Annotated in this window: 9 protein-coding genes, 1 pseudogene and 1 riboswitch; all 10 genes and pseudogenes read right to left on the reverse strand. The window is 44.6% G+C overall.

The window, feature by feature from the left end:
• On the reverse strand, window positions 1–612 hold a 612-nt coding region (locus FP827_08810; GenBank protein MBA3053164.1), incomplete at its 3' end, for an ATP-binding protein.
• Between the two features lie 107 nt (window positions 613–719).
• Window positions 720–1,745 carry an OmpA family protein gene (locus FP827_08815; GenBank protein MBA3053165.1) on the reverse strand — a complete coding sequence of 342 codons (1,026 nt, stop codon included), beginning with the start codon at window positions 1,743–1,745 and terminating at the stop codon, window positions 720–722.
• A 1-nt stretch (window position 1,746) separates the two neighbouring features.
• Window positions 1,747–2,529, reverse strand: coding sequence for a motility protein A (locus FP827_08820; GenBank protein ID MBA3053166.1), 783 nt, complete (start codon window positions 2,527–2,529; stop codon window positions 1,747–1,749).
• Window positions 2,530–2,546: 17 nt separating this feature from the next.
• Window positions 2,547–4,301 (reverse strand): hypothetical protein, encoded by a 1,755-nt coding sequence (locus FP827_08825; protein MBA3053167.1) that lies wholly within the window; start codon window positions 4,299–4,301, stop codon window positions 2,547–2,549.
• A gap of 936 nt (window positions 4,302–5,237) precedes the next feature.
• Window positions 5,238–6,500, reverse strand: coding sequence for a hypothetical protein (locus tag FP827_08830; GenBank protein ID MBA3053168.1), 1,263 nt, complete (start codon window positions 6,498–6,500; stop codon window positions 5,238–5,240).
• On the reverse strand, window positions 6,500–8,575 hold the full coding sequence (locus FP827_08835) for a tetratricopeptide repeat protein (GenBank protein MBA3053169.1): 2,076 nt from the start codon (window positions 8,573–8,575) through the stop codon (window positions 6,500–6,502). The genes FP827_08830 and FP827_08835 overlap by 1 nt, the downstream gene beginning before the upstream one ends.
• A 48-nt stretch (window positions 8,576–8,623) precedes the next feature.
• A complete protein-coding gene (locus FP827_08840; protein MBA3053170.1) occupies window positions 8,624–10,216 on the reverse strand; it encodes a PorV/PorQ family protein in 1,593 nt (530 codons plus the stop codon).
• A gap of 59 nt (window positions 10,217–10,275) precedes the next feature.
• A riboswitch (cyclic di-GMP riboswitch) is annotated at window positions 10,276–10,359 on the reverse strand.
• Window positions 10,360–10,513: 154 nt separating this feature from the next.
• Window positions 10,514–11,425: a hypothetical protein gene (locus tag FP827_08845; GenBank protein MBA3053171.1), complete on the reverse strand. Its 912-nt coding sequence runs from the start codon at window positions 11,423–11,425 to the stop codon at window positions 10,514–10,516.
• Between the two features lie 1,280 nt (window positions 11,426–12,705).
• A pseudogene (locus FP827_08850) lies at window positions 12,706–15,744 on the reverse strand (type I restriction endonuclease subunit R).
• A 41-nt stretch (window positions 15,745–15,785) separates the two neighbouring features.
• Window positions 15,786–18,116, reverse strand: a complete 2,331-nt coding sequence (locus FP827_08855; protein MBA3053172.1) for a type I restriction-modification system subunit M — start codon at window positions 18,114–18,116, stop codon at window positions 15,786–15,788.
• Between the last annotated feature and the right edge of the window lie 1,238 nt (window positions 18,117–19,354).

Genomic DNA, 19,354 nt, shown 5'->3' on the forward strand with positions numbered 1-19,354 from the left:
CATATCATATATTAAATGCTTTTTGCTGCCCATAAAAATATATGAAATATTCTTGTGCGATTGAAAAACAGAGCGCATAAATTTTTCAATTTTATCGGTTTTAAGCATACTGACTTGCTGGAATTCATCAAAACACACAACAGCTTTTTTCTTTTCTTTTTTGACATACCTATTCAACCCCTCTAAGACATCTTCCAGCGAGGGGATAATATCTTCGTTTTTTATATCTATGCTGAATGATACTTGTCCTGTTTGATCGACTGAATAAGTCGGCCGTATTTTTTTAAAAACCGATGATAGCTCTTTTATTTTATCAGCCAAATCTTTAGTTACTGTCTTGGATAATGCTTTTGCATATATCCTGATGAAGTCTTCCTCAGAAAGAACAGGATATAAATCAACATATATGGGAATTATTCTGCTGAAATCCAATTCTTCAAAAACGCGTTTTATTAAAGAAGTTTTTCCGAATCTTCTCTGCGAAAATATAATTACATTTTGAGAATTACTAATGTCACGAAGCAATTCTTTGATTTCCGATATTCTGTTACAGAAATTTTCTTTTGAGACCTCTTTCCCGTAAACAAAAGGATTTCGCATAGTAACCTCCAATACGCATAATGCGTTACGCTCTATGCGTAATAATATAATGTTTCCCGTAAACTGTCAAGAATCGAAAGAGAATATTGATAAGCGTCTCTGAAAGAAAGAAAGAGCTGTTACAGCAGCCTTTCCTTGGCCGCCTGAGGCGAGATCCTGGCGATGATAATATCCACGCGGCGGTTCCGGTTCTGCTGCGACGGTGAAAGATTGGCCATAGTCACTATTTCTTTCTGCAATCTGTCATAGAACTGCGCCTTGATATAATCCTCTTTCGCCGCGAGGATCTCTATTTCGTGGTCAGCGAATTTAAAAAAGATCCGGGCTTCCTCCGCCCACTTTCCGGAGCGGTCCTTGAACACGGAGCTTTCTTTCATCTTCAGGGAGATCGCGGCATATTTTCTTTCAAGGCCGCCCTGATAATTGTTTCTGGCCATGCGCACGAGAACAGAATGATTGGGGTCGTTTTTGTATTTTTGTTCAAAGCTTTTGTTTTTTTCCAAAACCTGATTATTTATGTTCATCTCTGTCATCCGGGTGACCTCATGAAAAAAAGAGGATGACGCGGTTTTGAGCAGATCAGCGCTGCGCGCCTCAAGCGTCTTATATGTTTCGCCGTCCTTTTTAATGTAAGGCTTCTGTTCGGCATAACCCGCCGACGACAGGCGGTAAGGAGGAAAATATATGTTTTGTATGAGCTGTTTCGCTATGAACGACGCCCGCGTTGAAGAAAGATTCCACAGCGATATATATTTCCCGGGGCTTTCCGTCATATCCGCATGGGCCTCTATCCGCACTTCATTGGGCTGGGGCCGCACGAAAGCCGCGAGATTAGAAAGCGCTTTCAATGCCTCAGGTTTGATCTCGGCGTCCCCTTTCTCGTACATTTTATTTCCGTGAAAGGAAACCACGAGCCCCCTCTCATCCACATCAAGCGAAACATCGTTGGTGAGATTTTCCCTGTCAACATACTGCCTCATTTTTTTTTGCAGATTTATCAGCTGCAGCTCGTTCATGGCCGAGGCCAGCGCGAACATCATGACAAAGAATATCAGAAGCTGCGTCATGAGATCGCCGTATGTCACCATCCATCCCGGCGCCGCGGGTCCCACCTGCATAGTCTGGGAAGTTTTTTTCTTCGCCATACTATTTTTCTATTACTTTTCTTTCTCTTTTTTTCGGCGGCAGATAGGCCTTGAGCTTAGCTTCTATTATGGACGGTATAGCGCCGCTTTTCATTGATATTATGCCTTCTATTATTATTTCTTTCACCAGCACCTCATCTTCGCTCTTTCTTTTGAGTTTCCCCGAAATCGGCAGGAATATAAGATTCGCCGCCAGCGCGCCGTAAAGGGTCGTTATGAGAGCCACAGCCATACCGCCGGCGATAGCGGACTGGTCTTCCAGCTTTGCGAGCATCATTATAAGGCCCATGATGGTGCCGAGCATACCGAAAGCGGGAGCGAATGTGCCCATTGTCAAAAATATTTCCTGGCCCAGCTTGTGGCGCTCCTGTATAAAAGTTATCTCTGTTTCAAGCTCCGCTCTTATTGTTTCGGCGTCAATATTGGCCAGAACAAGGGAGAAGCCATGACGGAGAAAAGGGTTGGGTAATTCCTTTATCTCCTGCTCGATCGCCAGCACGCCCTGCGTTCTGGCTTTCTTTGTGAGCCTCCCGATCGTGTCTATTATCCCTATCACATTTTCGTCTTTCTCCGTGAACACTTTTTTGGCTATGGCGAAAACGCTGACAAGTTCGTGAAAAGAATAATTGACCATAGTAGCTGCGAATGTGCCGCCGAGAGTTATGGCTACCGACGGCAGATCTATAAAACTCGTCAGAAAACCCGCCACACCCACCCGGCCGACGATGGCCGCTACTATAAGGCCCAAACCCGCTATAAAACCTATTATTGTCGCAAAATCCATTGTTCAGCCGCCTTTTTTCAAAATTTTATATCCCCGTCATCGTCCGGAACGATGTCATGCTTTTTAATGATGCTCCCGCCGCCGTCTTTCTTCTGGAGCTGCGAGATTTTCTCATCCTGTTTTTTTATAATACTCTCGAGCCTCTCGTAATATTTTCTGGCTCTTTCCATCTCGGATTTGAGCCGCAGGGCTTCCGCTGTCCTGGATTTGATCTCGTCCTCGAGTTCCGGCGGCACGGCGGGATGATCGGATGGCTGCGACGACTCGGCGGCCCTGATCTGATTCCTGTATTCCGCCGCCTCTTTTTCCTTCCTTTCTATCTCTTCCCTGAGCATTGCCTCGCGCTGGGCTGATTTTCTCCCGATCTCCTCATTTATCCTTTGAAGCTCCGCGAGCCTCTTATCATTCGGGGCGGCGCTCTTGCCGTCAAGAGCTTCCAGCCCCAGTTCGAGCTGCGCCTTGAGAACGGATATGTCCTCATCCTTTTTTTTCAGTATTTTATGGAATTCCAGCTCTTTGTTTTTGATATACTCCATCTTCTCGGAGATATCCTTCTTCTGTTTTTCTATTATATCCCCAAGTTCCTTCAGTTTTTCATTGAATTCATCCGCCTGTCTGTTTTCGGAAACCGACGCTTCTTTCAGGCGCGCGATCTCTTTTTCCGCCTCTCTCAGAGACCCCTCAAAACCGGCCGCTTTCTTCCGGTTTTCATCAGCGTCGGCGCTCAGTTTTTTTATCTTCTCATCATACGCGGCGGCGGTCTCGTCAGCGGTCATAGTCAGCCGCTCTTTCAGGTCTTTTATATCCTTCTCCTGTTTCTCGGTGAGATCCCTGAGTTTTTCGCCCGCCGCGGCGGCATCCTCTTTCGCGATGAGCAAAGAAGCGTTTTCCTCGGCAAGGCCGGCTATTTTCACCTTAAGCCCTTCTAATTCCGATTTTGTTTTTTCAAAAGATTCTATTCCTTCCTCAACGTCCTGCCGGCTGCGCTCATACTCTTCCTTGATGGCCGAGAGCTCCGCGTCAAATTTTTCCCGGCTGTGACGCTTTTCCTCTTCAAGAGCTTCTATCCAGGACCTGAGTTCTTTAAGTTCCACGGAAGCCTCTTTCAGCTGTGCGTCTTTCCTCACAATCTCAGAATCCAGCTCAGAGGCCCGGACGGCGCTTTCTCTCATCTTCTCTATTTCAACGCCTGTTTCGGCAAGCTCCGCTTCCAGGCCGGCAATCTTTCCGTCGTATTCTTTGATTATGCCGTCTTTACCGGCGGCGCTCTCTCTCATCTTCTCTATTTCAACGCCTGTTTCGGCAAGCTCCGCTTCCAGGCCGGCGATCTTTCCGTCGTATTCTTTGATTATGCCGTCTTTATCGGCGGCGCTCTCTTTCTCGGAGCGCAGGGCTTCAAGCTGCGAACGCATCTGCTCATTCGCTTTTTCCCTGTCAAGAAGCTGCCTCTTGTATTCCTCAACACTCTCCCGCGGTTCGGATTTAAGCTGTTCGATCTCTACATTGTATTCATTGATCCTGGAAAAGAGCTCTTCCATTTTTTTGTGCTGTTCCAGTATCTTGTTTTTCAATTCCACCGTTTCGGCCTGCCGTTCGGAGCTCAACGCCTTTAGTTTGTCATTCAACAGGCTGATCTCGCCCCCCGATGCGGCTATCTGAGCAGCCTGCCCGGAGGCCTCAGCCAGAAGTTTCTCAAGCTGTTTTTGCGAAGCGGATAATTCCTCCGCCAGAGCGTTTTTCTCATTGAAAAGCGTATCACGCTGTTTCGTCATCTCAAAAAGCTCTTCCGATATAGCCTTATACTTTTCATAAAGTTTGTTTTTTTCTTCTATGAACCCGTCGAGCCGGGCGTTGAGGCCGCCAATTTCCGCGCGGGCTTTTTCCAGCTCGCTGTCCTTTAAAGCGGAACCTTTCGCGCCATCCTCTTTGAGCGATGCTATATTTTTGTTGAGATGCCCTATCTCTCTTTCATAGTTTGTTATTTTTTCCCGCAGCTGTTTTTCCCTCTCAAGAAAAACCGACAGCTCTTTCTCTGATTCGGAAAGCCGGGTATTGAGGTTACCGATAACTTCCTTCGCCTCTATCAGTTCGGCTGAAGCTTTCCCGGCGGTTTCAGACTGCTTCTTTAATTTCTCCCGCAGGGCATCCAGCTGTGAAGCATACTCGACTATTTTTCTCTCCAGTCCGGCTTTTTCGTCTTCAATATTTTTTATTTTGGTCTCAAGTATCCCCTTCTCCCGTGAGTAATCCCCTGCTTTTGCGCGGTACTCCGCCTGTAAAGCCCCGAGTTCCTGCTCTTGCCTTGAGATCTCACCCGCGAGCTGCTGAATTCTGCCGGCAGCGGCGGATTTTTCCCCTGATAAATTTTCTTTCTCGGAATTTAACTGTGTTATCCTGGAATGCAGCTTCTGCTTCTCATCTTCAAAAGCGCGGCGCTCATCTTCCGCCCTCTGCCCAAGAGCCAGTTTTTGGGCGGATATATCCTTTATTTTCTGCGCCAGATCCCTCTCATCGCCCTCTTTTTCCCGGAGCTGCTTTTGGGCGAACGCGAGGTCTTCCTCTAATTTATTTTTTTCATCGGCAAAGCGCCTGACCCCGCCGGCGGTTGCCTCAAGCTCGCGGGCTAGTTCATCCCTCGCCGCCGTTATGTTCCGAAGTCCGGATTCGTATATATTTTTAACCTCATTCTTTTCTTTTTCAAAAGAATTCTACAGATCCGCTATTTCTTTTTCCTTTTCCGCGAGACGCCCGGACAGATCCTTTTCTCCCGCGCTGGCCGCGGCCAATTCGCGTAAAACACTGTCCCTGTCCCTGACAATATCCGTGTGGGAAGATGCCGTTTCTTTCCTCATCCGGCTTTCCTGGGCGAAACGGTCGGCCCAGGACGAGCGTTCTTCCTCAAAATGTTTTTTGAGCCAATCTATTTCCTTGACGAATTTGGAATTCCCTTCTTCCAGCGCCTGCCTGGCCGCATATAACTCTCTCTCAAGACGGGAGGCAAGTTCCCTCAACGCCGTCGACTCCGCCTCTTTCCGCTTCAAATCATCACTTATGTTATCCAGTTTCTGCCTGTTCGCTAATTCCTGTATCCTGAATTCATTTTCCTTGATCCTGACGCCCTCTTCCCTGCTCTTCACCTGATTTATAAGATCTTCCAGCCTTGACTTGGCCTCCTGACGCGCGGCTCCTATCTCTTTTTCCTTCTGCGTCTCAAAGATCTTCTCGCTTGATTCCTGGCGCGCGATGACCTCACGCTGACGGTAAACCTGCTCGTTGAGCGCTCCGATCTGCTCTTCCAGAGCGGATTTCTCTCTGTTAAAATTATCTTTCTGACGGATCATGTCTTTCAACAGATTTTCACGAGCGGCCTGCATGTTCTGGAGCTTGTCTTCATAGTCCTTTGACGACACTATCTCTTTGAGCGCCATCTCGACCTTGAGCGAGGCTTCGCTCTCCTCCCGGGCTTTCTGCATTGACCTGTAGGACTTTTTCTTCTCGTCTTCAAGCTCTCTTGAAACACTCATCAAACGGCCCTCAAACTGCTCAAGGGCGCTGCGCAATGACACCTCTTTTTCGGCCTGGCTCATTTCCATTCTATCCAGCGCGGCTTTCATTTCCTGCTTGATTTTTTCCGCTTCCTGTTCCTTCTCCTTGAGAGTACTCATCCAGTAAAGTTCCCTTTTCTCAAGTTTTTCCTTTTTTCTGGCGAGGCTCTCATCAAGAGTTTTTTTGGCCTGTTCTATTTTTGTTCTCAGCTGATTTGTGTAATTCTGTCCGCCTATCTCCGGAGCCCCTGTGTCACTTTCCTGTTTCAGCGGCGCCGGCGACTGAGGGAATCCCCCTGACGGACTTTGCTGGGCATCCCGGGCCTCCGGTTTTTTAGGCACTCCGAATGACGGCGGTTTAGCCCCCCCGAACGACGGAGGCTTAGCCCCTCCGAATGTAAACGGCGGTTTCTTACCCTCAGCCATTATTCAGACTCCCTGGGAACAGCCTCAGATACCGCCCCGTCCTCTTGTTGATTTTCAGCCTCTCCCGCATGAGCGCTTTGTTTGTGTTTATGTTCCCCCAGCCATTTTTTCAGATCTTCATTATCCGGATTGAGCGCAAGACATTTTTCCCATGCCCGCACCGCGGCCTCCTCTTTGCCCTGAGCGAAGAGAGCGGATCCCATGAACTGATATGTCTGCCATATTTCCGGATTGTACTGTATTGATTCCTCAAATTCCAGAATGGCATCTTCATAATTGCCCTCCTGAAAATATTCTTCTCCCCTTGAATAATGCTCAAAGGATTTTTCGTTATCCATAACCGGCACATGCTCGTCCACCATACCGATCTTCTCCCTTCTTTTTGCCCTCTTATCTTCTCTATGTTTTTCTTTTTCTATTTCCTCGTCCACCTCTTCCATTATGCTCTTGGTGGAAACCGACGCCAGCTCATCCTGAAACACGGCTATTTCCTTCGCGCCGCCGAGATCTATTTTCCCTTCGGCCTCCATGGTCCTGAGTTTTGTTATTATAGCGCGGCGCTGGGAGGTGACCTGGGCGTCAGTGGCTGTGGCCGCGCGTCCGGCCTCCTGTTCCTCCTCAAGGAGTTTCACCGCGGCCTCGGAGAGATTGCTCTTGATTTTATTCTTAAACTCCTCGTCCATGCCCTTCAGCGCGACGGCAAGATCGGGGGCGTTCACCTCCGCGAGGATGCTCTGAAGAGTGTGATCTCCCAGATGCGCCATGTGCGCAAACGAAAACATCATGGATTCAACCTTCTCGGCGATCTCGGGATTTTCCGCGGTGAGATGCCCCATCACCTCTTTCTTTGTGCTGTCGTCCATGAGAGAGAGTATCTCAAGCAGCCTGTCAACGCCTCCGGATGTGAGATCTATACGCCTTTTCAGCACCCTCTCCAAACACGCTATCTTGTTCTGCTCGACAAACTGCACCCTTGTTATTGCCATTATAACATCGGATGTTTTGTGCTCGGGAAACAGCTTGAGCAATTTCGCGGCTTTAGAGTCGTCAAGGTAATGTATCACCGTGGCCGTCACCTCCGCCGTCTCATTGGAAAGCAGATATGCTATTTTCTTCAGGTCCCTGTCTTCAACAAATTTAAAAGGTTTAAATGCCATTTTTCCGACCTCCTCGTCGGGAACAGGAAGTGATTCCACCAATTCCTTCAGTTGATTTTTTCTTATTTCTTCCGAAATTTCTTCTTCGCCCTCTTCGGCCCCTTCACCCTCTTCAGGTTTTGTAAATTCTCCCGCCTCGCCGGCAATTCCTCCTATGCCGCCGCCTCCTCCGCCGCCTCCGCCGGCGACATCGCCGCTGGTGCCGACTTCGCTTTTCATTGTTTTCAACTCTTTTAATGTCGAGAGGAACGAAAAAAGGAAACGCAGGAACAGAAGAGAAAGAATTATGGCCGCGACCGCGATGTAAAAATAAAGATTGCTAAGATAAGACAGGAGCTTTCTGAAAGGCGAGAATTGGACTCTCATTGTAATCAGCTTATCCCCCCTTTCAACATTTATGCCCAGCATATCGACGACGGTTTTTTTTACGGCCGTAAATTCTTCATCTTTAAGCGCCTGGTCAACAATCAGCGTGGCGTCTATTTTTTTTATAAATGATTCGGGTATTTTTACTATGCTCTCTATGCTTCTTTTCTGGCCGGAAGCCTCGCCGGCGCCGCCCGGAGCGGCTTCTTTCTGCATAATGTCCTGTTTCCGGGGGATACCGGGAAGGAACTCCGCCATTTGAGAAGCCTTCGCGTCAACCCCGCCGGTCTCGGACTGTTTCTGCGCCCAGGATTCCGTTTCCACGCGCGATTTTGTGGCATTGGGCGTTATATCAACCTTGACGATCGCCCTGTCGGGGCCCAGCCATTTCTCAAGAACCCCGTTGACATATGCTTCAAGCTTGGTTTCAAGCTTCATCTTCTGTTCCACAACAGCCGTATAGTCTATGTCCTGCAGAACAGGCCTGTTCTCCTGAGAATAAACAGATGTCGCCCATATAAAAACCGCGGCGGATATTATAAGTTTACGCATTTTGGTATTATACAAACTATGGTCGGGAAGGAGCAAGGAGATATTTTCTCACTCCATGGAATCCAGAAAATCCAGGCCTTCCGTCGGCGCCGTTTCAGCGGACTCTCTCTCTATCTTTGAGACAAACTGCCGCAGCTTTTCATCGGTCGGGTCAAGTTCTATGGATTTCTTCCAGTTGGATACGGCTTTGTCCTTTTCTCCTATGGCAAAAAACGCGGAACCTATCCTTTTGTAAGCCATCGATGAATTGGGCTCCAGTATGAGGACATCCTGGGCCAGTTTCAGGGCCTGCTCATATTTGCCGTCGTAAAAATAATTGAGCGAATCATAGAGGCTCTTGTCCACAAGATTCATGCCCGAAGGGAGTTCCGGCTCCGGGGTGCCTATCCTCTCTTTACTTTTCACCGCCTGTATGAGCGCTATGACTTTGGCGTTGCCGGGATCCAGCGTGAGCAGATAACGGAGTATCTGCAGACTGTGTTCAACTCTGCGGTCAAGATATTTTTTCACGCTCCGGCGCAGAAGTTCGTGTTCTTTGCTGGGCTTCGGCACCTCATTGTAAATCGGAATAACAACATCTATCCTGTCAAATTCATAAACATAATCCGTGTTCTGCGGATCCAGAGAGACGGCATTAGCCAGAAAATCCTTGCCGCGGGCGAGATACCCTTTCTCAAAAGCGGCGTGAGCCTTCAAATATTCCTGCCGGGCGTCAAGCTTCCTTTTCGCCGCTATGGACGGCCCGAAGCGGAGGCTCGCCGACATCCTGTGAGAAAGTCCGAGGTCATGCATGGCCATAGCGTAATCAAAACCGAGATTCTGCCAGTTCACGCCGAAACCGAAAGTTTTTTCCTGCGCGTCCATCCCCGCACGGAAGGCGAAATGATCCAGCAGCCAGTACTCAACGCCAAAATGGCTTTCCAGCCCCGGCACGCCGGTCGTACTGACCAGATCCGTCGTTATGGAGAGCTTCTCTTTAAACTGTTTGTACACCGCGCCCATCCGTATCGTCAGCGGCATGTCATCTTCTGTCGGCGCCAGCTTATTCTCAAAAATATTCTGTATATTGAATCCCAGCCGCAAATTAGGCATTGTCGGTAAAGCGTATAACCCGCCCATATCAATAAGAAAACTTGAATTCGTGTGCCAATCAAGAGTGTGGGTCATATACCTGAAATTTGCTCCCAGGGACAGCGTTTTCATGAATTTTTTGCCCATGCTCATCGTCACCGCCATCTGGTCATCGCTGAAGCTGGATGTTTTTTCATTATACTTATCGTAGCCCTCAAAACCGCCTGTGGTCATTTTGACCATACTCAGCCCGATAGCCCCGAGCTGGGTCATAGGACGCACATAACTCAGAAAATCATAGCTTGTTCCGGCCCAGAGCATTGTGTGGAGCATCATGGCCTCCTGCCTTTCCACATTGCCGAGGCCCGCCGGATTCCAGTAGGTGGCGGAGGCGTCCGAAGCTTCGGCCACAAAGGCCTTGCCCATGGCCATTGACCTGGCCCCTGCCCCGTAGGATAAAAAAGCTCCGGGGGTGCCGCCCGTCCCTTTTTCCGCTTCAAGCCAGAAATTGAACGCGAAAATCGCGGCAGCCGTGAGCATCAAACCGGTAAGTTCTTTTCTTGTTTTCATAATTTTTTATAATAAATTAAAAAAAGGTTCAGCCTCTTTGACTGAACCTTACAGCATCCTCAGGCAACCCGGCTATCCCGCGCTTCCGCTCGGGACCCGTGGCTTTGCGTCTCCGCCTCACGACGGATTTGCCGATATTGGACCAGCCAATTCAGAGGCACCCTTTTAGGGCCTTACAGTACTATTATAGTTTGAAAAGTTGGAAGTGTCAATGCGGTCCGTGGGCCGACTTTCTAAGTGTCAATGAGGTGCCAGGGGTTGACTTTCTATACTTATTTGGCAGAAACGGCTCCGCTGTCACCGCTTTCTCAGAAAACATTCCACCGGCACGCCATTATCTTCTCTCAGGGAGGCCGTTTTTTCTATAAACCCCCGGGTCAGCGGATCGTTGTAACCCGAAACGCGCGGAAGATCCTTTTGAAATCCGCCGAAATAATCGTTGAGGCTTTCCATGAATACCTCTCTGACGAGTTTTCCGAAAACAGAAGCCAGCGCGACCGGCAGATGCAGCGAATCGGCGTCTTTGACAAATTCTATTCTTCCCAAACCGCCCAATTCATAAAAGGAGCTGGTCCCCTCCGACGAACACAGCAGTCTGTATTTTTTCAGATGATCAAAATACGGCACATATCTTTTTGTGCCGCCGAGTTTGCCGCATATAAAGAGTGTATCCCCTTTCGCGGACAGCGAACTGTATTTTTTGAAAAACATTTCCAGAATGGAAAATTCCAGGCTCATTTTGGAGCCGTATCTGTCTATACCCCTGTTAAATTCTTCCGGGCAGCAGAAAAAACTTTCAGCTCCGGCGAATCTTATGCCGGCCGCCTTCAGCGACGACGACAAATCCGCTGCATTAGAAACGGGAAAATCAGCGGCGAAAGAAGAATTTCCCGCACGGCACATGATTCTTCCGCAATCCGGGCAACCATATCTTCGCGGGCCGGCTTTTCTGAAGTTAATAAATTTGATGAAATCAGCGTCAGTCTCCGGCACAGCGCCGAGCATCGCAAGGTAGGAAGCGGCTATCCGCCTTCCTTTTTCCGTGCGGCCGGAGGCCATGACCTTTTTACTGTCATCAACCCTTCCGTCGGAAGCTTTTTTCCAGAAAAAACCGGGGTCATAAGAATTGCATTCAAAAAGCGAAGCCGTCACGCAGAACATGCCAAGTTTCGGGCCGAGCCCATTTTCGTCTATTCCCACAATATACATTTTTTATAAAATTATCGACCTTATTAAACCTTGCTCGAACCTATTTCGAGAATAGTTTATAAGATTCCCTTCACTTAAAGAGATTGTATTATTTTGCATGGAATAAATCAATTTTATTTTTCATTTTGTCATTGCGAGGAGCCCTTCGACTTCGCTCAGGATAAACTCCGCGACGTGGCAATCTTATTATACTCGCAAGGCTCGCCCACAATGCCCGCATGAAGCGGGCAAGCGGGCTCGCACTTGCTCGCCATCGCTCGGCGCCTCCGACTATCCGTCCGATCATCGTCCGGATTCTCCGGCGCCTCGCTCAAAGACGGTCGCGCCCCTCCGGCACAATGTCCGCCTCTTCGGCGGACAAGCGCCTTCGTACGCTCCCTTTGTCCAGCCGCCAGCGTCGTCGCTCTGCTCCTCCGCTTGCCTCCGTTGTCGGCTTCCCGCCTTCGGCGGGTCTGCGGCTTCTGCAATGAATCCTTTTTTACCATCGGTTCGCTCAACCGCCTTCGCCCGCCACAGCGGACTTTGGCTTTCGCTCTCTGCTCTCTGATAAAGACAGGGGCAAGCGGACGGCGGCGCTTGCCCCTGTCTATGTTTTATCTTCACGGAACTTTTGGCTGTATTTGTGAAATTGGTTTTTTTAAATAGTTTTAAAAATTTCTTTTAAAATTTAAATCCGAATGTGAAATGCCGGCCTCCCGCCGGTGGGTCAAACCCGGCAACATCTTCCACTAACTTGATGCAAGAACTTTTATAAATTCTCCGACAATTTTTACTTCATCGTCTAGACCGGTTGTTTCTCTAGTGAATATTATTGGGTCATAGTCTTTGTTGAGCGGACTTAATATTATTTTTTTATGTCTCCATGTACCATCTGCGTTATATTCCTTTTCACTGCTGTATTTCTTGATAGTATATTTGCCCCCTGTTTCGGGATCTTCAACGTTGTGCATTTGCGTTAATACTATTTTATTTTGTCTCGTTCCCGGGGTTATTTTTCTAAATATGCAGTACGCTCCATCAGAAATCTTCGGTTCCATAGATTTTCCAGCGGCCTGACAGACAAACATATCTTCACTTAAGTCCATATCCTCGTTCAAGTTCTTACCCTTAACTTTCATCCAACCCTCGCATTCCACATCTTCACCGTCGCCAAACTTTCCGCATGCGGCCTGCATAGAATATACTGGAAGTATTTCCATATACATCAATGGCACCAATGGTTCTACATATTCTACGGGCACTTGGACGGTTTTTTCTATACAAGTATGTTTTAATTTGCTGGAAATATCAAAAAATCGCTCAAAAAAACTGGTTAACTTAGTCAGAACGCTCTCGCGTTTCTTGGTCCGTTCACCGGTTGGAGAAAAACGAGACACAGGCGGCAAAACCTTAGTGATGGCGGTGCCCGTTGTTACCACACTACCATCACGGAAGGCATTTTTTACAAATGTATAAGTTGCATCGTGGTCAAGTTCTTCACTCTCAATAATTTGCTCAAGCTCCTCAATATATTTCTTTTCCACAAATTTCCGCCAATCGTCATCAACCACTGAATAAATATCAAGTGAAGTGATAAACTGATTGATAAGATCTTTTTTGTTTCGCAATTCAACACTAGAATCTATTGCTTTGTTGATATCAACCAAAATCTCGCGATTCTTGTTGTGATCTTCGTGATATTGCTTTATGAGCCCTAACACGAAGTCAATATTTATCTCTATCTGCTTGATAAGCTCCATCTCAAATACCAGGTCATCGTTAATATTTTCTTGATCACCCTCTACACCCTTACGCAATTCGTTATAGAGGTCAATGTATGCACTGTGATAATCTTGGATATCGCGCTCAGTTAAAATCTCGTTGCCAGTAAACTCGTCAAAAGTTGTCAAAATATTACGCAAGCGCAGAATTCCGCCATAGAGCTTGATAAAGTCTTTTTGATTTTGCTCACCCATAATTTGCTCGCCAACTGGAAAGTTTTCCACCAGCTCTGTTACCAAACTTACATAACCCCTCACTTCTTTATCACCATCTTTGTAGCCGTCGTAATATTCCTTGTATGATTTGAGAAGTACAATCCCGCCAGCTTCTTTATCACCAAAGAGCGCGATAGATTCATTGGTTGCTTTCTCTAAGTTCCGGAAACAAATAATGTTTCCGAAGGTTTTTACACTGTTTAAAATACGATTCGTACGTGAAAATGCCTGCAAGAGTCCATGCAGTCTCAGATTTTTATCCACCCAGAGCGTGTTGAGAGTTGTTGCATCAAACCCTGTCAAAAACATATTGACCACGATAAGGATATCAATCTCACGATTTTTTACTTTCAGACTGATATCTTTATAATAATTTTGAAATTTATCAGACGAAGTATCGTAGGACGTTCCAAACATCGCATTGTAATCCGTAATTGCATTATCAAGAAAATCCCTTGAGCTCACATCTAGTCCACTCGTATCCTCGGAGTTCTCATCAATCATTCCAGTGGCATCCTCCTCGTTCACACCAAAACTATAAATCGTTGCTACTTTGAGTCGTTTGTCGCTCGGCGCGTCTGCGAGTTGTTTTTTAAACTCCGCGTAATACTTTTTTGCAATATCAATAGACGAAACTGCAAAGATAGAATTAAAACCTGCAAGTCTTCGGTCTTTCAATTTATAAAAACTGTTACGCTTGGTCTTTTGGTCAAAATGCTCACGAATATAGCTGACAATATTCGTCAAGCGTTCCGGTGCTGAGAGTACTGCCTCCCGATCGATATTCCTAACTTGCTCATCTTCAATATTCTCAGCTTCGCGAACTGTAGAAACATAATCCACTTTAAACGGTAAAACATTTTTATCCGCGATGGCATTAACAATAGTATAGGTATGCAATTTTTCGCCAAATGCTTGTTCAGTGGTTTTTAAGTCTGGTCTGCCACCTGAAGACGCATTCATTGCAAAAATCGGCGTTCCGGTAAAACCAAAAAGATGGTAGTTCTTGAATGTTTTCGTAATCGCAGCGTGCATATCACCAAATTGTGAGCGATGACATTCGTCAAAGATAAGAACAACGTGACCATCAAAAATATTATGCCCCACATTGCGTCCAATAAAACGATCTAGCTTCTGAATAGTGGTGATGATGATACGCGCATTGGGATTTTCCAGTTGGCGTTTCAAAATCGCCGTGCTGGTATTGCTATTAGCCGCACCTTTTTCAAACTTGTCGTATTCCCGCATTGTCTGATAGTCCAAGTCTTTACGATCAACAACAAAAACCACCTTGTCGACAGCCTGTAATTTGCTTACCAATTGTGCTGTCTTAAAACTTGTTAATGTTTTGCCTGATCCAGTAGTGTGCCAAATATATCCACCAGCCTCAACAGTGCCGAGCTTCTTGTAATTAGTACTGACTTCAATACGACTCAATATTCTCTCTGTAGCCACTATCTGATAAGGTCGCATCACCAAAAGCTGTTGCTCGGTAGTAAATACGCAATAGCGGGTTAAAATATTTAAAAGTGCGTGTTTGGCAAAAAATGTCTTGGCAAAATCCATCAAGTCCGTAATCGGTCTGTTAGTAGCATCTGCCCACCAACTGGTAAATTCAAAACTGTTGCTGGAGCGTTTACCTTTTTTCACCGCACCTTCACTGGCTTCTTTGATGTGTTCCGAGCGGATAGTGTTGCTGTAATACTTGGTATGTGTGCCGTTGGAAATTATAAACAGTTGAACATATTCAAAAAGCCCCGCTGAAGCCCAAAAGCTTTCACGCTGATAGCGATTAATCTGATTGAAGGCTTCGGTAATGGCTACGCCACGGCGTTTGAGCTCTATATGCACCATAGGTAAACCGTTTACAAGGACAGTCACATCATAACGGTTAGCGCGCTTGCCATCTTCTGTTGTGTATTGGTTGATAATCTGCAAACTGTTGTCGTGAATATTATCCTTTTTTATAAAGTATACATTTTTTACCGTACCATCCTCGCGCATCAGGTTTTTTATGTAATCTTCTTGAATTGTTGAGGTCTTTTCTGCGATACCTTGGTTGGGGTTAGAAATTTCACTAGCAAAGAAATGCTCCCATTCAGTATCGGTAAATGCAAAATTATTGAGTTTTTCTAGTTGCAGGCGTAAGTTCATTATCAAATCAGTTTCGGAGGTGATAGACAGATACTCATACGCTTGTGTCTCAAGTTGTTTTATAAAAGCACTCTCTAGCTCTGCTTCACTTTGATAGTGAGAGGCACGTTTAGCATCTGATATATATTCCGCTACTACGGTACTTTGCGAATTTTCCGCAACCAAATTGTATTTTTTATTATTTGCCATATTTATTCCATGTTAAAAGCGTACTTTGACAATATGATTGTTCAATCCTGCTCTCTCTTTTTAAATGTCAGGAGCCCAGAACGATAATAATCATATTTCTTTTTTATTGCTACAAGTTCGGTATCTAGTTCTACTTCCAGTTCTGCCTCGAGTTCCGTAAATTTATTAAGAATCTTAACAATCTCTTCCTGCAATGCAAGTGGCGGAAGAGGGATTATAATTTTTGCAAAACGCTTTTTGGAGACGTTGAATCTCGTCACACCATTTGCAGTTTTTGCAATCTGCTTCCTAACTTGTTCATCTCTAAACAAATACTTTAAAAATTCTGGCAAAAACAAAGTATTGTTATGTAAGCGAAAACCAAAACAAAAACTATTTAAGTACAACGGCTCATTAATTTTATTTGTTAAAACAGATGACATGCCACAATCGTCAGGTGTTTCCGATGAGCCGGTAAATAACACATCGCCATATTCAATTTTATTTTGGTGTTCATCTTTGCTTACTTTTACAAAATCATTAATATCGGTATTGACTGCTATATTAGAAAATATATTCATGTAGGTGACAAATTTTGCAGTACCGTTACTAAAATCATCTTTTGTTTTGCCAGACAACCCACCATAAAACTCACCGAGCTCTCCTAATTCCTTAAACGTCAGGCCATTCGGGCACAAATCAGCAATTAGCTTTTCAATTTTACTCATATTTTTAGTCATTTTTGTTTCTTTAATATCACCGATAGTTTCATTAATCGATTTGCGTAATTTATTTTGTCGGGATATAATATTCGTTATTCTCTCGTTTAGCTCTTTAATATCTATCACCTCGCGAGTGTCTAGTTTTTTTACATAATCTTTTACTACGATAATGTAGTCATTGTCAGCAATATTTTTATTGTTGACGAGTTTTGCGAAATACTTTGTATCCTTACGAGCAGTGAATGCTTCTAAAATTTTGAACCGGTTTGGCTCAGTCAATTTGTTTTTATTGCCGACATGAACAAACTCGGCAGAGGCATCAATAAAAAGTGTTTTGTTATCTTTCTTACTCTTTTTTAGCACGAGGATACAGGTGTCGATGTTAGTACCAAAAAAGAGATTGGGTGGCAGCTGGATAACTGCATCAAGGTAATTGTTATCTATGAGATATTTTCGAATTTTCCGCTCTGCACCACCACGATAGAGAACACCAGGAAATTCAACAATCGCCGCGGCACCACTAGTAGAGAGCCATGAGAGCATATGCATGGTAAAAGCCAGATCGGCCTTACTCTTTGGTGCTAGTACTCCAGCCGGTGAAAAACGCGGATCGTTGATGAGGAGAGAGTTGGCGTCACCTTCCCAATGAATTGAATACGGCGGATTAGAAACTATAGCATCAAACGGTTCGTCGTCCCAATGCTTTGGGTCAGTGAGTGTATCACCGTGAGCAATATCAAAATTGTTGTAGTTGATGTCGTGCAGAAACATGTTGATACGACAGAGATTGTAAGTAGTAAGGTTGATTTCTTGTCCGAAGAAACCAAGGCGTACATTTTCTTTGCCGAGCACTTTGGCAAATTTAAGGAGCAAAGAACCAGAACCGCAAGCTGGATCGTAGACCTTGTTCACTTCTTTTTTGCCGACTGTTGTGATTTCCGCAAGAAGTTCACTGACTTCCTGCGGAGTATAGAATTCACCACCTGACTTACCGGCGTTGGAGGCATACATAGTCATCAAAAACTCATATGCATCACCGAAAGCGTCAATAGTATTGTCAGAGTAATTACCAAGGCGAAGGTCGCCGATAGATTCAAAGAGTTTTGTGAGTTTCTGGTTACGTTTTTCTACTGTACCCCCCAGTTTATTGGAGTTTACATCAAGATCATCAAACAAACCCTTGATGTCATCTTCGCTACTTGCACCTTTTGCAGAGTTTTCAATATTACGAAAGACAGTAGTAATGGTTTCGTTGAGGTTTGCATCATTCCGGGCATTTTTACGGACATTTATAAAAAGTTCACTTGGTAAAATATAAAATCCTTTTTCTTTTACTGTATCAGCTCGTCCGAACTCGGCTTTTTTATTAGAAAGCGTGGCATAGTCAAAATCTTTTTTGCCGGCCCGTCGCTCATCAGCATTAATATAGTTGGCTAAATTTTCACTAATGAAACGATAAAAAAGCATTCCCAGCACGTACTGCTTGAAATCCCAACCATCAACACTTCCTCGTAAATCAGTGGCTATCTGCCAAATAGCGCGATGCAATTCCGCGCGCTCTTGCTCTTTGCTCATATGAGTCGATGGTGCCGGGGGTTGGCTTTTCTTACTTGTTTTCATACCCCTTACCTTTTTTTTCTTAACTGTTCTACTATCAACATTTTTTTTCATTTATACTTTCCTCCGTCACACTTTTTCCGTCTTTTGTATTATATTTAGGATTGTAGTAGTCCTCGGTACTAATTACACAACTACCTTTTGTATAATTTAATTTTAGTGCCTTACAACAATCATCTGCATAATTTATATCTCCGATATTTGCCATTTTCTGAATTCGCTTTCTAGATAGCTCTGATAATTCATTTAGTATATCTAATTCGTTTTTTAATAATCCACATACGCCAGACCCTAATTTATCCCATGGATTATTAATATGTTCAAAAAAACATAAATCACCCCATTCACTGCCTAATTCTATTAACAGTTTTTTATATTCTTTGTCTGTTTCTTCTTCAATTTCATTCACTACTTTAAACATCTTTTCAAATTCCTGATATGCTAACACTTCTTTAAACCTTCGATGTTCTTCGTCATAATATTTATTAACTATACCTCCCAGCAATCGTAAAGTCATATCTTCAGTAAACATGATTATCTTTTTAGCTGGATTCGGTCCCATCCATGCAACACTTTCTTCCGGTATCAAAAATATTTCCTTGCTAATAACATCCATTATATGCTGTCTCTTTTTATTTGAACTAATAGCCAATCTTTTAAATAACCTATTCGCCAATCCTTCAAATATCCATAAATATCGCAATTCAATCCTATCTACAAAATGAAACAACAACATATTTATCCAACTATAGAGCATCACCTTTTTATCTTTTAGTAGCGATTGCTCCAAAATAATATCTGATTTATAAAACTCAATTAAAAAGTATAAAACATTCACATAATAAGTCATTGTCACTGGGTGCATTTTTTCCAACAATAAATTGTTGAAAAATAGATATTGTTTTGAACTAGGTGTTTTTCGAATTTTATCAACGACTAAATGACAAGTATCTCTTATTGAACCTAGTGTTTCCATAGACATAAAAAGCGAATATGGCACTAAATATATTTCTTCGTTTTCAATAATGTATTTTTTGTATCCCTTTGCTTTCTCATCATTATTCTCTTTTTGTTTTTTTGCATTTTCCCTAAAATTGTTTAAAACTTTGGGGCGAACTTTTGCAATTGTTCTTTTTATTTCATTAGAAAACTCTTCTAGCCTATCCAAGTGGATCTCTGCTGATAATATAGATTCAAGACAATCAAGTTGACGTTGTTTTAAAAAAGGCAGTATTTGAGTAGAGCCAATTAAATGATCTATTCGCAAATATTTTTCTGGTAATTCTTCCTTC

The organism is Candidatus Omnitrophota bacterium (assembly GCA_013791745.1).
Classification (GTDB): Bacteria; CG03; CG03; order CG03; family CG03; genus CG03.